14 protein-coding genes, 2 tRNA genes and 1 rRNA gene are annotated in these 16396 nt (G+C 44.8%); 3 read left to right on the top strand and 14 right to left on the bottom strand.

The window, feature by feature from the left end; translation table 11 throughout:
* Positions 1 to 155 precede the first annotated feature (155 nt).
* The 3 genes from rep to ilvC form a co-directional block, all read right to left on the bottom strand.
* Positions 156 to 2183, bottom strand: coding sequence for a DNA helicase Rep (rep, locus tag GVI43_RS15585; protein WP_159567755.1), 2028 nt, complete (start codon positions 2181 to 2183; stop codon positions 156 to 158).
* A gap of 152 nt (positions 2184 to 2335) precedes the next feature.
* Positions 2336 to 2701: a DUF805 domain-containing protein gene (locus GVI43_RS15580; RefSeq protein ID WP_159567754.1), complete on the bottom strand. Its 366-nt coding sequence runs from the start codon at positions 2699 to 2701 to the stop codon at positions 2336 to 2338.
* Positions 2702 to 2901: 200 nt separating this feature from the next.
* Positions 2902 to 4380: a ketol-acid reductoisomerase gene (ilvC, locus tag GVI43_RS15575; protein ID WP_159567753.1), complete on the bottom strand. Its 1479-nt coding sequence runs from the start codon at positions 4378 to 4380 to the stop codon at positions 2902 to 2904.
* Between the two features lie 153 nt (positions 4381 to 4533).
* Between ilvC and ilvY the strand changes: the two genes are divergently transcribed.
* The gene (gene ilvY / locus GVI43_RS15570; protein WP_159567752.1) at positions 4534 to 5415 is read left to right on the top strand and encodes an HTH-type transcriptional activator IlvY; all 882 of its coding nucleotides are present in this window, start codon (positions 4534 to 4536) and stop codon (positions 5413 to 5415) included.
* Between the two features lie 7 nt (positions 5416 to 5422).
* Here ilvY and GVI43_RS15565 read toward each other — a convergent pair whose 3' ends face one another.
* From GVI43_RS15565 to ilvL, 7 genes are all read right to left on the bottom strand, one after another.
* Entirely contained in the window at positions 5423 to 6118 is a 696-nt protein-coding gene (locus GVI43_RS15565) for a DUF2461 domain-containing protein (RefSeq protein ID WP_159567751.1), read from the bottom strand.
* A 99-nt stretch (positions 6119 to 6217) separates the two neighbouring features.
* Entirely contained in the window at positions 6218 to 7762 is a 1545-nt protein-coding gene (gene ilvA, locus GVI43_RS15560) for a threonine ammonia-lyase, biosynthetic (protein ID WP_159567750.1), read from the bottom strand.
* Between the two features lie 5 nt (positions 7763 to 7767).
* Entirely contained in the window at positions 7768 to 9618 is a 1851-nt protein-coding gene (gene ilvD, locus GVI43_RS15555) for a dihydroxy-acid dehydratase (protein ID WP_159567749.1), read from the bottom strand.
* A gap of 74 nt (positions 9619 to 9692) precedes the next feature.
* Positions 9693 to 10625 (bottom strand): branched-chain-amino-acid transaminase, encoded by a 933-nt coding sequence (ilvE, locus tag GVI43_RS15550; protein ID WP_159567748.1) that lies wholly within the window; start codon positions 10623 to 10625, stop codon positions 9693 to 9695.
* A gap of 19 nt (positions 10626 to 10644) precedes the next feature.
* On the bottom strand, positions 10645 to 10902 hold the full coding sequence (gene ilvM, locus GVI43_RS15545) for an acetolactate synthase 2 small subunit (RefSeq protein WP_159567747.1): 258 nt from the start codon (positions 10900 to 10902) through the stop codon (positions 10645 to 10647).
* A complete protein-coding gene (gene ilvG / locus GVI43_RS15540) occupies positions 10899 to 12548 on the bottom strand; it encodes an acetolactate synthase 2 catalytic subunit (protein ID WP_159567746.1) in 1650 nt (549 codons plus the stop codon). Before ilvG ends, ilvM begins: the two co-directional genes overlap by 4 nt.
* Before the next feature lie 144 nt (positions 12549 to 12692).
* Entirely contained in the window at positions 12693 to 12791 is a 99-nt protein-coding gene (ilvL, locus tag GVI43_RS15535; RefSeq protein ID WP_159567745.1) for an ilv operon leader peptide, read from the bottom strand.
* A gap of 325 nt (positions 12792 to 13116) precedes the next feature.
* Here ilvL and GVI43_RS15530 point away from each other — a divergent pair, with 325 nt between their 5' ends.
* Positions 13117 to 14649 carry a YifB family Mg chelatase-like AAA ATPase gene (locus GVI43_RS15530; RefSeq protein WP_159567744.1) on the top strand — a complete coding sequence of 511 codons (1533 nt, stop codon included), beginning with the start codon at positions 13117 to 13119 and terminating at the stop codon, positions 14647 to 14649.
* A gap of 29 nt (positions 14650 to 14678) precedes the next feature.
* Here GVI43_RS15530 and GVI43_RS15525 read toward each other — a convergent pair whose 3' ends face one another.
* A complete protein-coding gene (locus GVI43_RS15525; protein WP_159567743.1) occupies positions 14679 to 15017 on the bottom strand; it encodes a MaoP family protein in 339 nt (112 codons plus the stop codon).
* 116 nt (positions 15018 to 15133) lie between these two features.
* Here GVI43_RS15525 and hdfR point away from each other — a divergent pair, with 116 nt between their 5' ends.
* Entirely contained in the window at positions 15134 to 15967 is an 834-nt protein-coding gene (hdfR, locus tag GVI43_RS15520) for an HTH-type transcriptional regulator HdfR (RefSeq protein ID WP_159567742.1), read from the top strand.
* Positions 15968 to 16028: 61 nt separating this feature from the next.
* Here hdfR and GVI43_RS15515 read toward each other — a convergent pair.
* From GVI43_RS15515 to rrf, 3 genes are all read right to left on the bottom strand, one after another.
* A tRNA-Trp gene (locus GVI43_RS15515) sits at positions 16029 to 16104 on the bottom strand.
* A 54-nt stretch (positions 16105 to 16158) separates the two neighbouring features.
* A tRNA-Asp gene (locus tag GVI43_RS15510) sits at positions 16159 to 16235 on the bottom strand.
* Positions 16236 to 16285: 50 nt separating this feature from the next.
* Positions 16286 to 16396 (bottom strand): 5S ribosomal RNA (gene rrf / locus GVI43_RS15505); the annotation flags it as partial.

Here is a 16396-nt window from a genome sequence, read left to right as displayed (position 1 = left end):
CGTAACGAGAAACGAGATCAAGGGCCTGTCCAATGTGCATAAAAAAATCCGGAAACGGGTGAGCATTTCCGGATTCTTACACAACCACTGGATCGGTCAACCGATCCTTAACTGATCGGCATTACCCGCAAGGCGCCTGTTTTTTTATACTAAAGCTACTTTCCTAACTCTCTGGCTTTGGCCAGCTGTTCTCGAATATTGGCCAAGTGCCCCTGCCCCTTTTCCATGCGCTCTTCCGCACTAACGGGCTTACGAACCGTTTCCCAAGCTAAATCATCCTGTGGAAGCTCTAGCAAAAAGCGGCTGGGCTCAGGCCTGACTAACTCACCGTACTGACGCCTTTCACGACATAGGGTAAACGTTAGCTCTTTCTTCGCCCGGGTTATTCCTACGTAAGCCAAACGTCGCTCTTCATCAACGTTATCCTCATCAATGCTGCTCTGATGGGGAAGCAAGCCTTCTTCCATTCCCACCAAATAGACATAAGGAAACTCAAGGCCTTTAGAGGCATGAAGCGTCATTAACTGTACCTGATCCAATTCTTCATCATTTTCTCCACGCTCCATCATGTCACGCAGAGTAAAACGGGTAACAACCTGAGTCAGCGTCATTGGCTCATCCAAATCTGAGCCTTCTAACATTTCAGTCATCCAGTTAAATAGCTGATTAACGTTTTTCATCCGCATCTCCGCAGCTTTCGCACTTGGAGACGTTTCATAGAGCCAGCTTTCGTAATCAATACCATGAATAAGATCGCGCACGGCTGCTACCGGTTCGCGTTCTACGGTATCGACAATAGAAGATAACCAACGAGTAAATCGTTGTAATGACTCTAACCCGCGCCCGGAAAGCGATTGTTCTAATCCAACGTCAAAGCTGGCCCGAAACAAACTGATTCCTCGCTGATTGGCCCAATGGCCTAACTTCTCCAGCGTTGCCGGACCGATCTCTCTCCTCGGCGTATTAACGATACGCAAAAATGCACTGTCGTCGTCACCATTGGTTAACACCCGAAGATAGGCCATTAAATCTTTGATTTCAGGCCTTGAAAAGAAAGAGGTTCCGCCAGAAATTCGATAAGGAATGCGGTTTTGAACTAATACTTTTTCAAACAGCCGTGACTGATGATTACCCCGGTATAAAATAGCGTAATCTTTATATTCGGTTTTATTAATAAAATGATGGGCAATTAACTCACCCACTACGCGCTCAGCTTCATTATCTTCATTATTTGCCGTCACCACTTTCAAAACTTCACCGTAGCCAAGTTCAGAAAACAGTCGTTTCTCAAAAATATGCGGATTATTAGCAATCAGAATATTGGCGGCTTTTAAGATACGCTCTGACGAACGATAATTTTGCTCAAGCTTTATCACCTGAAGCGCAGGAAAATCTTCATTCAGCAACACCAGATTCTGAGGCCTTGCACCTCGCCAGGAATAGATGGACTGATCGTCATCACCAACGACGGTAAACCGAGCCCGGTTGCCGACTAAGAGCTTAACGAGTTCGTACTGGCTGGTATTAGTATCCTGATATTCATCAATCAGTAGATAACGTAAACGGTTTTGCCAACGCTCTCTGACTTCTTCATTTCGCTGTAGCAATAGGGTTGGGAGTAGAATTAAATCATCAAAATCCAAGATGCTACAGGATTTAAGCTGCTTCTCGTAAAGGTCATAGCAGTGAGCAAACAGCTTATCCTTCTCTGACTTAGCAAGTGCCGCGGCATGCGGCGCATCAATCAGGTCGTTTTTCCAATTAGAGATGGTAGAAACCAACTGAGATAAAAGCGTCTTATCATTCTCTAACCACTGCTCCGTCAGCTCTTTCAATAAAGCCATCTGATCCTGATCGTCAAACAGAGAAAAGTTTGATTTCATATTAAGCGCAGCAAATTCACGCTTAATAATCTCAAGACCTAACGTATGGAACGTGGAAATAATAATCCCCCGGGCTTCTTTACGTCCTAACGTTTGGGCTAAACGTTCTTTCATTTCCCGTGCTGCTTTATTGGTAAAGGTTACCGCAGCAATATGACGAGCCTGATAGCCACATTCACGAATCAAATAGGCAATCTTATTAATGATTACCCGTGTTTTACCCGAACCAGCACCGGCCAGAACTAAACAAGGTCCGGTAACAAATTCAACAGCTTGCTGTTGGCGGGGATTCATGCGCATAACAAAGCTACTTACTCAGAAGACGAGGGGGAAAGGATTATAGCAAAAATCTGATTAGGCCATACACAATGACGCTCGGGAGAATGAGAATAGCGGAAATAAAAAAACCCGCAATTTATACGGGTTTATTACTGAATTTGTAAATCTGTACTTTATTTTGGTGACGGACCAAACCTGTTGGGACCGTTGGTTCCTTCCAGCACGGTGAATACGAATATAACTAATCCACCGAAAGGAACTAATGCCAGTAATAACCACCAGCCAGAACGGTCAGTATCGTGTAAACGACGTACGCTTACAGCTAAGCTAGGAACAATAATACCTAGATAATAAATACCAACAATAATCATAGCAAATACGCCATCTGAACCAAAAACTGCATCCAGAATGCTGCCGATTACGCTTAAAGCAACAACCGCAATAATATTGAAAAGAGTAAACATCCAGTATTCTTGACGACGTGCACGACCAGAAAAATCAGCGTATTTCTCTAACAAACACTTTTTAAACCATTCCATATTTCTTTCCTTGAAAAATAAACATAAACATAAATAGACCGGCCGAATTATAGCAGAAGTTAAGCGATTAACGATAAGAGATAACGTGTAAAATAATCGAAAAGATTGCCAGCTCATCGGCAGTTAACCACTTATGAGACGAATTATTCCCCAAAAAAACCAGAGAATAACCCCCTGGTTTTTATCTTAGTCAGCTAACATTAACCGGCAACAGAAATACGCTTCATATCGGTCATATAGCCGCGTAATTTCTTACCAACAATTTCAATTGGATGATGACGAATAGCTTCGTTAACATCACGCAGTTGGGCATTATCAACCTCCGTTGCTGCAACAGGTTTGCCTAAATCACCGGCTTGCAACGATGCCATAAATTTCTCACGTAGTAATGGTACAGCCGCGTTAGAGAACAGATAGTTACCATACTCAGCCGTATCAGAAATAACCACGTTCATTTCATACAAACGCTTACGGGCGATAGTATTAGCAATTAACGGCAACTCGTGCAGAGATTCATAATAGGCTGATTCTTCCATAATCCCAGACATCGCCATAGTTTCAAACGCTAGCTCAACGCCAGCTTTAACCATCGCAATCATCAAAACGCCATGATCAAAGTACTCTTGCTCACTGATTTTACCATCCTGCTGAGGGGCATTCTCAAATGCGCTACGGCCGGTCTCTTCACGCCATCCCAATAGCTTAGCATCATTATTTGCCCAGTCAGCCATCATGCCTTCAGAGAATGCACCGGAAATAATGTCATCCATATGCTTTTGGAACAGAGGTTTCATCAACGTTTTCAGCTGCTCAGACAACGCAAACGCACGTAGCTTAGCCGGGTTAGATAAACGATCCATCATCAGCGTAATACCACCCTGCTTCAACGCTTCGGTTATGGTTTCCCAACCGAACTGAATCAGTTTTTCGGCGTATGCCGGAGCGGTACCCTCAGCAACCAGCTTATCGAAGCATAACAGTGAACCAGCCTGCAGCATTCCGCACAGAATCGTTTGCTCACCCATCAGATCGGACTTAACTTCAGCGACAAATGAAGATTGCAGAACGCCAGCACGATGGCCACCGGTCGCGGCAGCCCATGCTTTAGCAATAGCCATGCCTTCACCCTTAGGATCGTTTTCCGGATGAACGGCAATCAACGTTGGCACACCAAAACCACGCTTATATTCTTCACGAACTTCCGTGCCCGGGCACTTAGGGGCAACCATCACAACGGTGATATCAGAACGAACGGTTTCCCCAACTTCAACAATGTTAAATCCATGGGAATACCCTAACGCAGCACCTTGCTTCATTAACGGCTGGACGGCCTGAACAACGGATGAATGTTGTTTGTCTGGCGTCAGGTTAACAACCAAATCTGCCTGAGGGATCAGCTCTTCGTAGGTTCCTACTTTAAATCCATTTTCGCTCGCCTTACGCCATGACGCGCGTTTCTCAGCAATGGCTTCTTTACGCAAGGCGTAAGCTATATCTAAGCCAGAGTCGCGCATGTTCAGACCCTGATTTAAACCTTGCGCACCACAGCCAACAATAACGATTTTCTTACCTTTCAAAAAACCTGATTCATCAGCAAACTCATCACGGCCCATAAAGCGGCACTGGCCTAGCTGCGCCAACTGCTGGCGTAAGTTTAATGTATTAAAATAGTTAGACATTATAATTCTCCATTATACGTATATGCTGTGTTTGTTTTACGCCGGTCTGGACCGCGCCGTTGAATTCATAATAAGACAAGATTCATATTGCTTAAATTGATATATTAAGAAGATGATATTGCAATTTATGCAACGCACTAGGGATACCTTACCGTGGATCTACGTGATTTAAAGCTATTTCTTAATCTGGCAGAAAGCCAGCACTTTGGTAAAACGGCTAAAGCAACCTATGTCAGCCCTTCCACCCTATCGCGCCAGATACAACGAATGGAGGAGGAGCTGGGCCAAATGCTGTTTTTGCGGGACAACCGCATAGTTCAGCTGACTGATGCAGGAAAACAGCTAAAAACCTTCGCACAAGAAACCTTATTGCACTATCAACAATTACGTAATTCTATCTCTCAGGAAGGCCAATCCCTCAGCGGTGAACTACGTATTTTCTGCTCTGTTACGGCGGCCTATAGCCATTTACCTTCGATTCTGGATCAGTTCAGGGCTTTGCACCCTAACGTCGAAATAAAGCTAACAACCGGTGACGCCGCCAATGCCGTTGACAAAATACAGTCTAACGATGCGGATTTAGCCATTGCAGGCCGGCCTGAAAGCTTACCATCAACCGTCGATTTTCAAAAAATTGGTGAAATACCGCTGGTTCTTATTACACCGGCGCTACCCTGCCCGGTACGAACTCAAATGATGGAGAGCAAACCAGAATGGGCGAAAATTCCATTTATTTTGCCTGAACATGGGCCAACCAGAAGGCGAATAGATCAGTGGTTTCGGCGATACCACATCAATAATCCACAAATTTATGCCACCGTTGCAGGGCATGAAGCTATCGTGTCTATGGTGGCGCTGGGGTGCGGTATAGCGCTGATCCCTAGCGTGGTTCTGGATAACAGCCCAGAAACTATACGAAACAGAATTCATGTCGCAGATAACGTCACGCTGACCGCTAGTTTTGACTTAGGCGTTTGTGTACAAAAAAAACGCCTTAATGAACCCTTAATTCATGCCTTCTGGCAGTTAATATGAAAGCCGATTACTCTTCAGGATTACGTTTAAGCTGCTCAACCCGCATTAAATAGTCATATAGCGGCGCTAATTGCTTAAACCCCTTTGCCAAATGAGTAATCAACCCTTCATCAAATGCCGTTTCCATGTCCCGACTGGTGTGCATCACCGCGAAACTTTTACGGTTATACCAGTCAGCTAATTCAGCGGCCTGATCTTTCACCAATGGACGTTTATAGCTTTCGCCAACCAACTCAAACGGGAGCTTGCAGCATTTTGCTACTTTCAGAAAAGCTTTAGCGTCCCGATTTATTAGCTGACGGAACAGATCCATCGTCGATTTGCTCGCCGAATAATACCCAAGTCCATAGCGATAAAAATCCGGCGCAATTTCAAAAAAGTAGACCGGTGCATCTTTCCAGTCTTTGCTATGGCGTTTAAATGTCAGCCACATATGGCTACGATAGCGCGATTTATCATGGCTAAAACGGGTATCCCGGTGAATACGCGATAGGGTTTTACCAATAGCCGGCCGGGTTTCAAATTCTGGATCAATCATCAACATCGACTGACTGAGATCATCGACCAATAATCGGAATGGCGTCAAAATTTGATCGTCATAAATATAGCGATGATCGTCAAACCACTCTTTGCTGTTTTGTATTCTGACGTCCTGAAGAAAGGTGAGGGCCTGCTGGTTAAATCCGGTAAATCCCGACATCACGTATACCTGCAATTTATTGACGGTAAGTTTTAATATCTTACCTCTGGCATAAGATAAAAAGCCACCGGATGGTCATTATCCGGTGACCTCAGGTACAGATTAGCCAGCGAGGAAAAAGCGAAATGCCGGGTTATCTGTCTCATCGTGGCAGGCGTAGCCAAGCTGTTTAAGATGTTGTTCAAATTCAGGATCGCGCTCGTTCAGCTCAAAACCGGCCAGCACGCGACCATAGTCGGTACCGTGACTGCGATAATGGAACAGCGATATATTCCAGTGCGTTCCCAAAGTCTGTAAGAACTTCAGTAACGCCCCCGCTGATTCGGGAAATTCAAAGCTATACAAACGTTCCTGTAGCGGTTTAGCCGGTCGGCCCCCCACCATATAACGAACGTGCAGCTTCGCCATTTCATCATCAGAGAGATCGACAACCTGATAGCCACCGTTTCGCAGCTCACCGATAATTTCCGCTCTTTCCGATTGCCCGCCAGTCAGCCTAACCCCGACAAAAATACAGGCATCGTTATCGCTGGCATAGCGATAGTTAAACTCAGTAACAGAACGGCCACCCAATAGCTGACAGAATTTAAGGAAACTGCCTTTCTGCTCAGGAATAGTCACCGCAAGCAGGGCTTCACGTTTTTCGCCCAGCTCACATCGCTCAGAGACATAGCGTAAACCGTGGAAGTTCAGGTTGGCGCCGGATAGCACGCAGGATAAACGTTCACCGGAAATATTATGCTGCTGAACGTATTTTTTAAGCCCGGCCAACGCCAGCGCACCTGCGGGTTCTGCAATTGCCCGAACGTCTTCAAACAGGTCTTTTACCGCGGCGCAAATGGCATCGCTATCAACAGTAATAACATCATCCAGATATTCCCGACACAGGCGGAAGGTTTCATCACCAATACGCTTTACAGCAACGCCGTCAGCAAACAGACCAACCCGCTCAAGTTCTACCGGTTGCCCTGCTTTGAGCGCAGCCGCCAGACAGGCAGAATCTTCAGCTTCAACGCCAATCACTTTAATTTCCGGCATTAGCTGTTTTATCAGTACGGCAACACCCGCAGCTAAGCCTCCGCCGCCAACCGGAACAAAAATACGGTCGACGTGGGCATCTTGCTGTATCAACTCCATTCCTATTGTCCCTTGACCGGCTATAACTGCCGGGTGGTCAAACGGGGGAATGAACGTATAGCCTTGTTGTTTAGCTAAAGCGATAGCTTTATCTTTAGCTTCGTCAAAATTAGCGCCGTGTAACAGAACTTCACCGCCAAAACCGCGCACTGCGTCAATTTTAATATCTGGCGTGGTTAGTGGCATCACAATCAGAGAATGAATGCCTAAACCAGTAGCTGAACGAGCAACGCCCTGAGCGTGATTTCCGGCTGAAGCAGCAATAACGCCACCGGCTTTTTGTTTCTCATTAAGGCCAGCGATCATCGCATAGGCACCGCGTAGCTTGAAGCTATGCACCGGCTGGCGATCTTCTCGTTTAACCAAAACCGTATTTTTTAAACGCGCAGAGAGTTTGTCCATTTGCTGCAACGGCGTGACTATAGCAACGTCGTAAACCGGTGAGCAGAGTATTGCGCGAAGATACTCCGCACCGGTAGGTGCGGAAGACAGAGGTAAAGGCACCGCCATAATCATTAGCCTCCCAGCTTACTTTTATCCCGAACAGCACCTTTATCAGCGCTGGTTGCCAAACTTGCATACGCCCGTAATGCAAAAGATACATAGCGCTCACGCGCCGTTGGTGTCCATGCAAGCTCACCGCGAGCCAGCTCAGCATCATGACGAGCCGCCAGTTCATCATTAGAAACATCCAGCACAATGCTACGCTTTGGAATATCAATATCAATCATGTCGCCATCGCGGACCAAACCAATCAGGCCGCCGTTAGCAGCTTCTGGCGAAACGTGTCCGATAGAAAGGCCAGAGGTACCACCAGAAAAACGACCGTCGGTGATCAAAGCACAACTTTTACCCAATCCCATGGATTTTAAGTAGGTGGTCGGATAAAGCATCTCTTGCATGCCGGGGCCGCCTTTTGGACCTTCGTAACGAATAACCACCACGTCGCCAGCAACCACTTTTTTCCCTAGAATTGCTTCAACAGCCGCATCCTGACTTTCATAAACTTTTGCCGGACCACGAAAAACTAAATGCTCATCATCAACGCCCGCCGTTTTAACAATGCAGCCATCAAGAGCCATATTCCCCGCCAGCACGGCAAGGCCACCTTCCTGACTATACGCATTTTCACGGCTACGGATACAACCCTCTACCCGATCGTTATCCAGTGAATCCCAGCGACAGTTTTGAGAAAACGCTTCGGTAGTACGAATACCGGCCGGGCCCGCGCGGAACATTGATTTAACCGCATCATCTTTCGTCAGCATGATGTCATATTGCTCAAGCGTTTCGGTTAAGCTGAGTCCCATAACGTTTTTAATATTGCGGTTCATCAGGTTCGCACGATCCAATTCACCTAAAATACCCAGCACGCCACCGGCGCGGTGAACGTCTTCCATATGGTACTTTTGAGTACTTGGGGCAACTTTACAAAGCTGTGGAACCTTGCGGGACAGGCGATCGATGTCCTGCATAGCGAAATCAACTTCACCTTCCTGTGCCGCAGCCAGTAAGTGTAAAACGGTATTGGTCGATCCACCCATGGCAATATCTAACGTCATAGCATTTTCAAACGCTGCCTTGGTTGCAATTGCACGCGGCAGAGCGTTTTCGTCATCCTGCTCATAATAACGTTTGGTTAATTCAACAATTCGCTTACCCGCATTTAAGAACAGCTGTTTACGATCTTCATGGGTTGCCAAAAGTGAGCCATTACCCGGTAGTGCTAAACCCAACGCTTCAGTTAAACAGTTCATTGAGTTAGCGGTAAACATACCGGAGCAAGAACCACAGGTAGGGCAGGCAGATCGTTCAATTTGCTCGCTGTCAGCATCGCTGACGTCCGGATTCGCACCCTGAATCATGGCATCAATTAAATCCAGCTTGATGATTTTGTCAGATAGCTTGGTTTTTCCAGCTTCCATTGGGCCGCCGGAAACAAAGATAACCGGAATATTCAGGCGTAAAGCCGCCATTAACATTCCCGGGGTAATTTTGTCACAGTTAGAAATACACACCATCGCATCCGCGCAGTGGGCATTAACCATGTACTCCACGGAATCAGCAATCAGCTCACGTGAAGGAAGAGAATACAGCATGCCACCGTGCCCCATCGCAATACCATCATCAACAGCGATAGTATTAAACTCTTTAGCAACCCCGCCTGAAGCCTGAATCTGATCGGCAACCAATTTACCCAGATCGCGTAGGTGAACGTGACCTGGTACAAATTGAGTAAAGGAATTAACCACGGCGATAATTGGCTTGCCAAAATCAGAGTCTGTCATACCCGTTGCGCGCCACAGTGCGCGAGCCCCGGCCATATTACGACCATGGGTGGTGGTTGCTGAACGATACTTAGGCATGCTTTATTCACTCCATTATTATTTAGCTACGGGCGGAGAGCTCCGCCCGTTTTTCATTATGTTTGCTTCATTTTTTATTCTGGATTGACCAAATCTAACCAGCCGTATTTATCTTCAGTCTGACCATTGAACAAACCAAAAAATCTTTGCTGAATTTGCTTGGTGATAGGACCACAGCGGCCAATGCCAACTTCAATGCCGTCAACGCTGCGAACCGGGGTAATTTCTGCCGCAGTACCGGTCATAAACACTTCATCAGCAAGATAAAGCGACTCACGAGATAGCACTTGCTCACGAATTTCGAAGCCTAAATCTTTAGTCAATTTCATAATGGCATCGCGGGTGATACCAGGCAGAGCGGCGGAAGTCAGGGTTGGCGTGAAAATAACACCATCTTTAATCAAGAAGATATTTTCACCGGCACCTTCAGACAAATAGCCATGTACGTCTAAAGCGATACCTTCACTATAGCCATGGCGACGAGCTTCACTACCGACCAACAGTGATGACAGATAGTTACCGCCCGCTTTCGCTGCGGTAGGAATGGTATTTGGCGCAGCACGGTTCCATGAGGAAACCATCGCATCAATACCCTGATCCAAGGCATCTTCACCTAAGTATGCGCCCCACGGGAAAGCCGCAATAATCACATCGGTTTTATAACCAGCCGGTGGGTTCACACCCATACCAACATCACCAATAAACACTAATGGACGAATATAAGCGCTGGTTAGATTATTTTTACGTAACGTGTCGCGACAGGCTGCCATCAGTTCATCAACGGAATAAGAAACTGGCATGCGATATATTTTGGCAGAATCATGTAAACGCTGCATATGTTCACGATGACGGAAAACGGCCGGGCCTTTATGAGTGTCGTAGCAGCGCACACCTTCAAATACGGATGTGCCATAGTGCAATGCGTGAGACATTACGTGAACTTTGGCATCAGCCCAAGGAACCATCTCACCATTAAACCATATAAAATCTGCTCTTTTCGTGCTCATTATTTCTATCCTTCTCGCGCTAAGCGCGTATTTGTTGTGATGTTTGGGTGAGGATTTCAACGCTGTTGACATCCACAAGCTTACTTAATTGAGAAAACAATAAATTTACAGGACGTTCACTAGCAACGGTCAAATGAATACTTATGTTATCGCCATTGGCGGTTTGATTCATGTTCATTTTACATACCAAGAAGCCTCTGTGGCGAACAACTCGCAATAAACGCTCTAAAACTTCAGAACGAAAGCGGGTTTGAATAAAAAGTTGATGTTCTATCATGATACTTTCTCCAACATAGTTTCATTCCCAGCGCCCGGGGGTACTAAGGGCCAAACGTTTTCCAGTTCATCAATAGAAACGTGAAGTAAATAGGAGCCTTTACTGGTAAAGAGAGCGTTCAATGCCTCATCGACCTGATCTTTACGGGAAATAGTTTGTCCGGGAATACCAAATGCACTGGCTAATACAAGAAAATCAGGGTTATCCGAAAGATTAGTTTCGCTATAGCGACTATCAAAAAACAGCTGTTGCCACTGTCTCACCATGCCTAAACGTTGGTTATCGAGTAAAACAATTTTAATCGGTAAGTTTTTACGTTTTATCGTTCCCAGTTCCTGAACGTTCATCATAAAAGAGCCATCGCCTGAAACACAGATAACCATATCATCAGGACGGGCCATCTGCGCTCCAACCGCAGCAGGAATACCAAAGCCCATAGTGCCCAATCCGCTGGAGGTGATAAAATTTTCTGGCTGGCTAAACGTCATGTGTTGGGCACTCCACATCTGGTGCTGACCCACATCGGTCGTTATTACGGTATTTGAAGGTTTACGTTCAGAAAGCTGTTTTAGCAGAAGTGGAGCAAAGATAGGCTGGCCAGGATGATCGTAACGAGCGGCAAGTTCAGCCTTCATACTCATTACCTTATTACGCCATTCGGTAATATCTATCCGTTTCTGGAGCGCGGGTAGTATCTCATTTAAGTCTCCCTGCAATGCAACGTGAGGGGCTCTTAACTTACCAAATTCTACGGGATCGATATCCATATGAATAACTTTGGCATTCGGAGCAAACGCATTCAATTTACCCGTAACCCGATCGTCAAAACGAACGCCTATTGCAACCAATAAATCGCTTTCCTGCACCGCAAGATTACCCGCTTTGGAACCATGCATTCCTAGCAGGCCTAAGTAGCAAGGATCTTCTGCATCGGGTGCACCCAATCCTTTTAGAGTAGAAACGCTTGGCATACCCGTTATTTCAGTAAAAGTACGCAAAGACTCAACGGCCCCCGCCATTCCCACGCCACCACCAACATACAATATCGGTTTCTTTGACTGAGAAATCATTTCGTTGGCTTTTTGCATATCATTAATCGATGGTTTAAATAGCTCCTCAACCGGTAATAACGCAGGCTTCAAATGATCGCCGATAGCCAGTTGAATATCTTTAGGAATATCGATTAGCACAGGACCAGGGCGGCCACTACAAGCAGTGGCAAAAGCCTGAGCAATAATGGAAGGTAGCTCTTCAATAGATTCAACAAGGTAGCTGTGCTTAGTACAGGCTAAAGACAAACCGAGAACATCTATTTCCTGAAAAGCATCAGTACCAATAAGCGGGGCTGCCACTTGACCAGTGATGGCAACAACGGGAACAGAATCTAACAGAGCGTCAGCCAAACCGGTGATAAGATTAGTTGCTCCCGGACCTGACGTAGCAATACACACTCCAACTCTACCAGTTGAACGGGCATAACCGATGGCTGCAATAACCGCACCCTGCTCATGACGACAAAGTAAGTGTTCTACACCGCCATCGTAGAGTGCATCATAAACCGGCATAATAGCTCCGCCAGGATAACCAAAAACAGTATCAACACCCTGTTCACGTAACGTATGTACTACCCATTGCGCGCCATTCATTGTTCTTACCCCGTAATCTCATGCTGTGAGCAAATTTTTATCGTATTTTTCCAATTTACTTTTTGCTGGCTCTTTAGTTTCTCGTTGCCCATAAAAAAACCCCCGACTCTTCAGTGCGGGGGTTCTTGAATTTTGGACCTCTACTTAGGTCTTTCTTTTTCCAAGTGCTGCCCCGCACGGTGGGATAATAATCACCACCACACTAATAATCACGAGGCTAATCACTTGGCTTACAGATCTCATAACTGAATAATTTATCTTTATAGGTCGATTGAGTGATTACAGAGTTATCATAGTTACGCATTTATTGACAACATCTTTTTTTAGCTGTTCTTCCAAAACAACAAAAAGCCATCTGAAAATAATATTATATTTCAATAAAATATAATGGATTTACAGATTAAAAATTATTTTTGTTAGAAATGCATCCCAATATAGCAGCCATAAACACCATATATAAACAAAATTTTGGAATAGAAATCTAACTTCAGAGCTTAAGTATAAAAATAGCACAATAAAATCCGTCACCTTTTGACAGGATAATCTGAAACACTGATTAGGATTTCGTATGTCACTAGCTATTATTCATACTCGAGCATCAATAGGAATTCAGGCACCTTCGGTAAGCGTAGAAGTACACATAAGCAATGGAATGCCCATGTTTACGATGGTTGGATTAGCCGAAATAACCGTTAAAGAAGCAAAAGACAGGGTGAGAAGCGCACTAATCAACAGCGGATTCACCTTCCCCCCTAAAAAAATCACCGTAAATCTGGCACCGGCTGACTTACCAAAAGAAGGAGGACGATTCGATCTTCCAATTGCCTTAGCTATTCTGGCAGCATCAGAACAAATACCAGAAACAAAGCTATCACAGCATGAATTTTTAGGTGAGTTAGCCTTATCCGGTGAAATCAAAGGAATAAACGGGGCAATACCTGCCGCGCTTTCCGCTTTTAAAGAAAACCGGACATTAATTTTATCGGTTGATAACTCAGCGGAACTCTCATTAGTCAAAGAGGGTAATAGCCTGATTGCTAACAACCTGCTTGATGTGTGTAATTATCTAGCTGATGCAGAAGAAAGCGGCTTGTCTAAGCCGGTAGCGATTGAATATGTAGATGACTTTATATCATCGTTACCCGACCTAAAAGATATTATAGGACAAGAACAAGCCAAGAGGGCTTTAGAGATTTCTGCCGCTGGCGGCCACAATCTACTCCTGTTAGGACCACCAGGAACAGGAAAAACGATGTTAGCAATGCGGCTAAACGCATTATTACCGCCTCTAAACAATCAAGAGGCCTTAGAAAGCGCAGCTATATCCAGTCTTGTCCATAATCCTCAAAATGCCTCAAATTGGCGAAAAAGACCGTTTAGAGCCCCTCATCATAGTGCATCAATGGCAGCACTTGTGGGTGGAGGCTCAATTCCCCGCCCTGGTGAAATATCTTTAGCCCATAACGGTGTACTGTTTTTAGATGAGTTACCGGAATTTGAACGAAAAGCACTGGATGCACTAAGAGAACCACTAGAATCAGGTGAAATAGTAATTTCACGAGCTAATGCAAAAGTTTGCTTTCCAGCTAGAGTCCAATTAATTGCAGCTATGAACCCAAGCCCTACGGGTCATTATCAGGGAATACAAAGCCGTTCTAACCCACAACAGGTCATGCGTTATCTCAATCGATTATCAGGACCATTTCTCGATAGATTCGATTTATCCATTGAGGTTCCGCTGCTACCTCAAGGAATATTAAGTCAGCGTAGGGAGGAGGGAGAGCCCAGCCAATCGATTCGTCATCGGGTACTCAAAGCCAGAGAAAAACAGCTTCAAAGAAGCAATAAAATTAATGCTCAATTAAGTAGTAAAGAAGTAGAAGAGATTTGTATATTAGCGTCTGCGGATGCTCTTTTTTTGGAGCAGGCTTTAGTTAAGTTAGGACTATCGGTGCGCGGATGGCATCGTATACTGAAAGTATCCAGAACTATCGCTGATTTATCGGGAAGCGAAAGTATTAAGAAAGAACATTTAGCTGAAGCACTAAGTTATCGTAGTATGGACAGATTACTGTTGCAGCTTTATAAATCTATTGGATAAAAAGAGGGGCCTTGAGGCCCCGCTAGTAATTAATCATCACTATCATTAAAGTCTTCTACAGCATCTACCTGCGGTTTTCCGCCGGATAATGTATGAAAACGTTTAGGACGCCGAATACGGTTAATGTATTTAGACCATACCTTTTCAGCTTCAGTGACAGGCTCGCGCTCGCCACGGCAAACATCAAGAAAAAGTTTTTCTTCTTCTGTTGCTGGCTCGCGTTTACCTAAATCAAGCTCGTTAAAAGCATAACCTAAACGCTCTAGCAATTGAGCCTCTTTAATGGTGAAATCCCCATGGCGCGAAAAACCACGAGGATAATTTTTATTGTCAAAAAAACGATGCGCTGTAATGAAGCTTTCCGCCATCTGACATACTCCTAAATATCTAAATTAATGCCATTATGGCGCGGAGTATTAGTGAGGCTTGTCGGCGTGTAAAACAAAAAATTTAAATCGTAACGATAAAAATATTTGGAGATTAAGTGGATACCGAGTTACTTAAGACATTTATAGAGGTAAGCAAAACCCGACATTTTGGTCGGGCAGCTGAATCTCTCTATCTCACGCAGTCGGCTGTCAGTTCTCGTATCAGGCTATTAGAAAACCAGCTAGGGGTAAATTTATTCACTCGCCACCGCAATAATATACGCCTGACGCCCTCCGGTGAGCAGCTTCTTCCTTACGCAGAAAACTTGATCCATACATGGCAACAAGCGCGTAACGTAGTAACTAAAAGTAGTCAGAAAAATGGCATACTTTCAATTGGCGCAGTTTCATTAATTTGGGAAATTGAACTGAACAATTGGTTAGAAAATCTATACTTACAGAATAAAAATTTACAGATAGAAGCAAAAATAGCCCCAAGAAATCAGTTGGTACAACAGCTACATGAAAGGCAGCTAGATTTGTTAATTGCAACAGAGCCACCTAAAATGGATGAATTAAGCAGCGAATTATTAGGCTACATTCCATTAAAGTTATTCACTTGGGATAACAAAAATAGCGATAACAAATGTACCTATATATCTTTAGATTGGGGAGCTGATTTTATACAAAGGGAAGAAGATATTTACCCGCAAGAAAGCAGCATTTCGCTAATAACACCATCAGCAAAAATGGCTAAACAATTGTTAAAAAGCACCGGAAGCTGTGCATATTTACCCGCATATTGGCAAATACAAAACCCAGATCTTAAAATTGTTCCACAGTCGTCAACTATTCAGCAATCTCTTCATGCTATTTGGCTTCAGAATAGTGACCAAGAATCATTAATACGTAACCTATTGAAGAATCAAATAATTCCTAAAGATGAATAGAAGAAAGCATTTATTTTAGACAACAAAAAACCCTTTGTTTTCACAAAGGGTTTTTATTATTTGGCAGGGGCGGAGAGACTCGAACTCCCAACACCCGGTTTTGGAGACCGGTGCTCTACCAATTGAACTACGCCCCTAAAGAACGCCTATTATGCCTGTAGATCTGATCTTAGAGACATAATATGAATTAGTGGCGGAACGGACGGGACTCGAACCCGCGACCCCCTGCGTGACAGGCAGGTATTCTAACCAACTGAACTACCGCTCCACCGATTCTTTTTCTCTACCCGCATTTATGCGGGTAGTTACTAATTTAAAGCCTGGCAGTTCCCTACTCTCGCATGGGGAGACCCCACACTACCATCGGCGCTACGGCGTTTCACTTCTGAGTTCGGCATGGGGTCAGGTGGGACCACCGCGCTATTGCCG

The organism is Budvicia diplopodorum, from assembly GCF_009800925.1.
In the GTDB taxonomy this organism is placed as follows: domain Bacteria; phylum Pseudomonadota; class Gammaproteobacteria; order Enterobacterales; family Enterobacteriaceae; genus Budvicia; species Budvicia diplopodorum.
The sequence above is the reverse complement of the archived record's forward strand: the minus strand, read 5'-3'. Positions and strand labels throughout refer to the sequence as shown.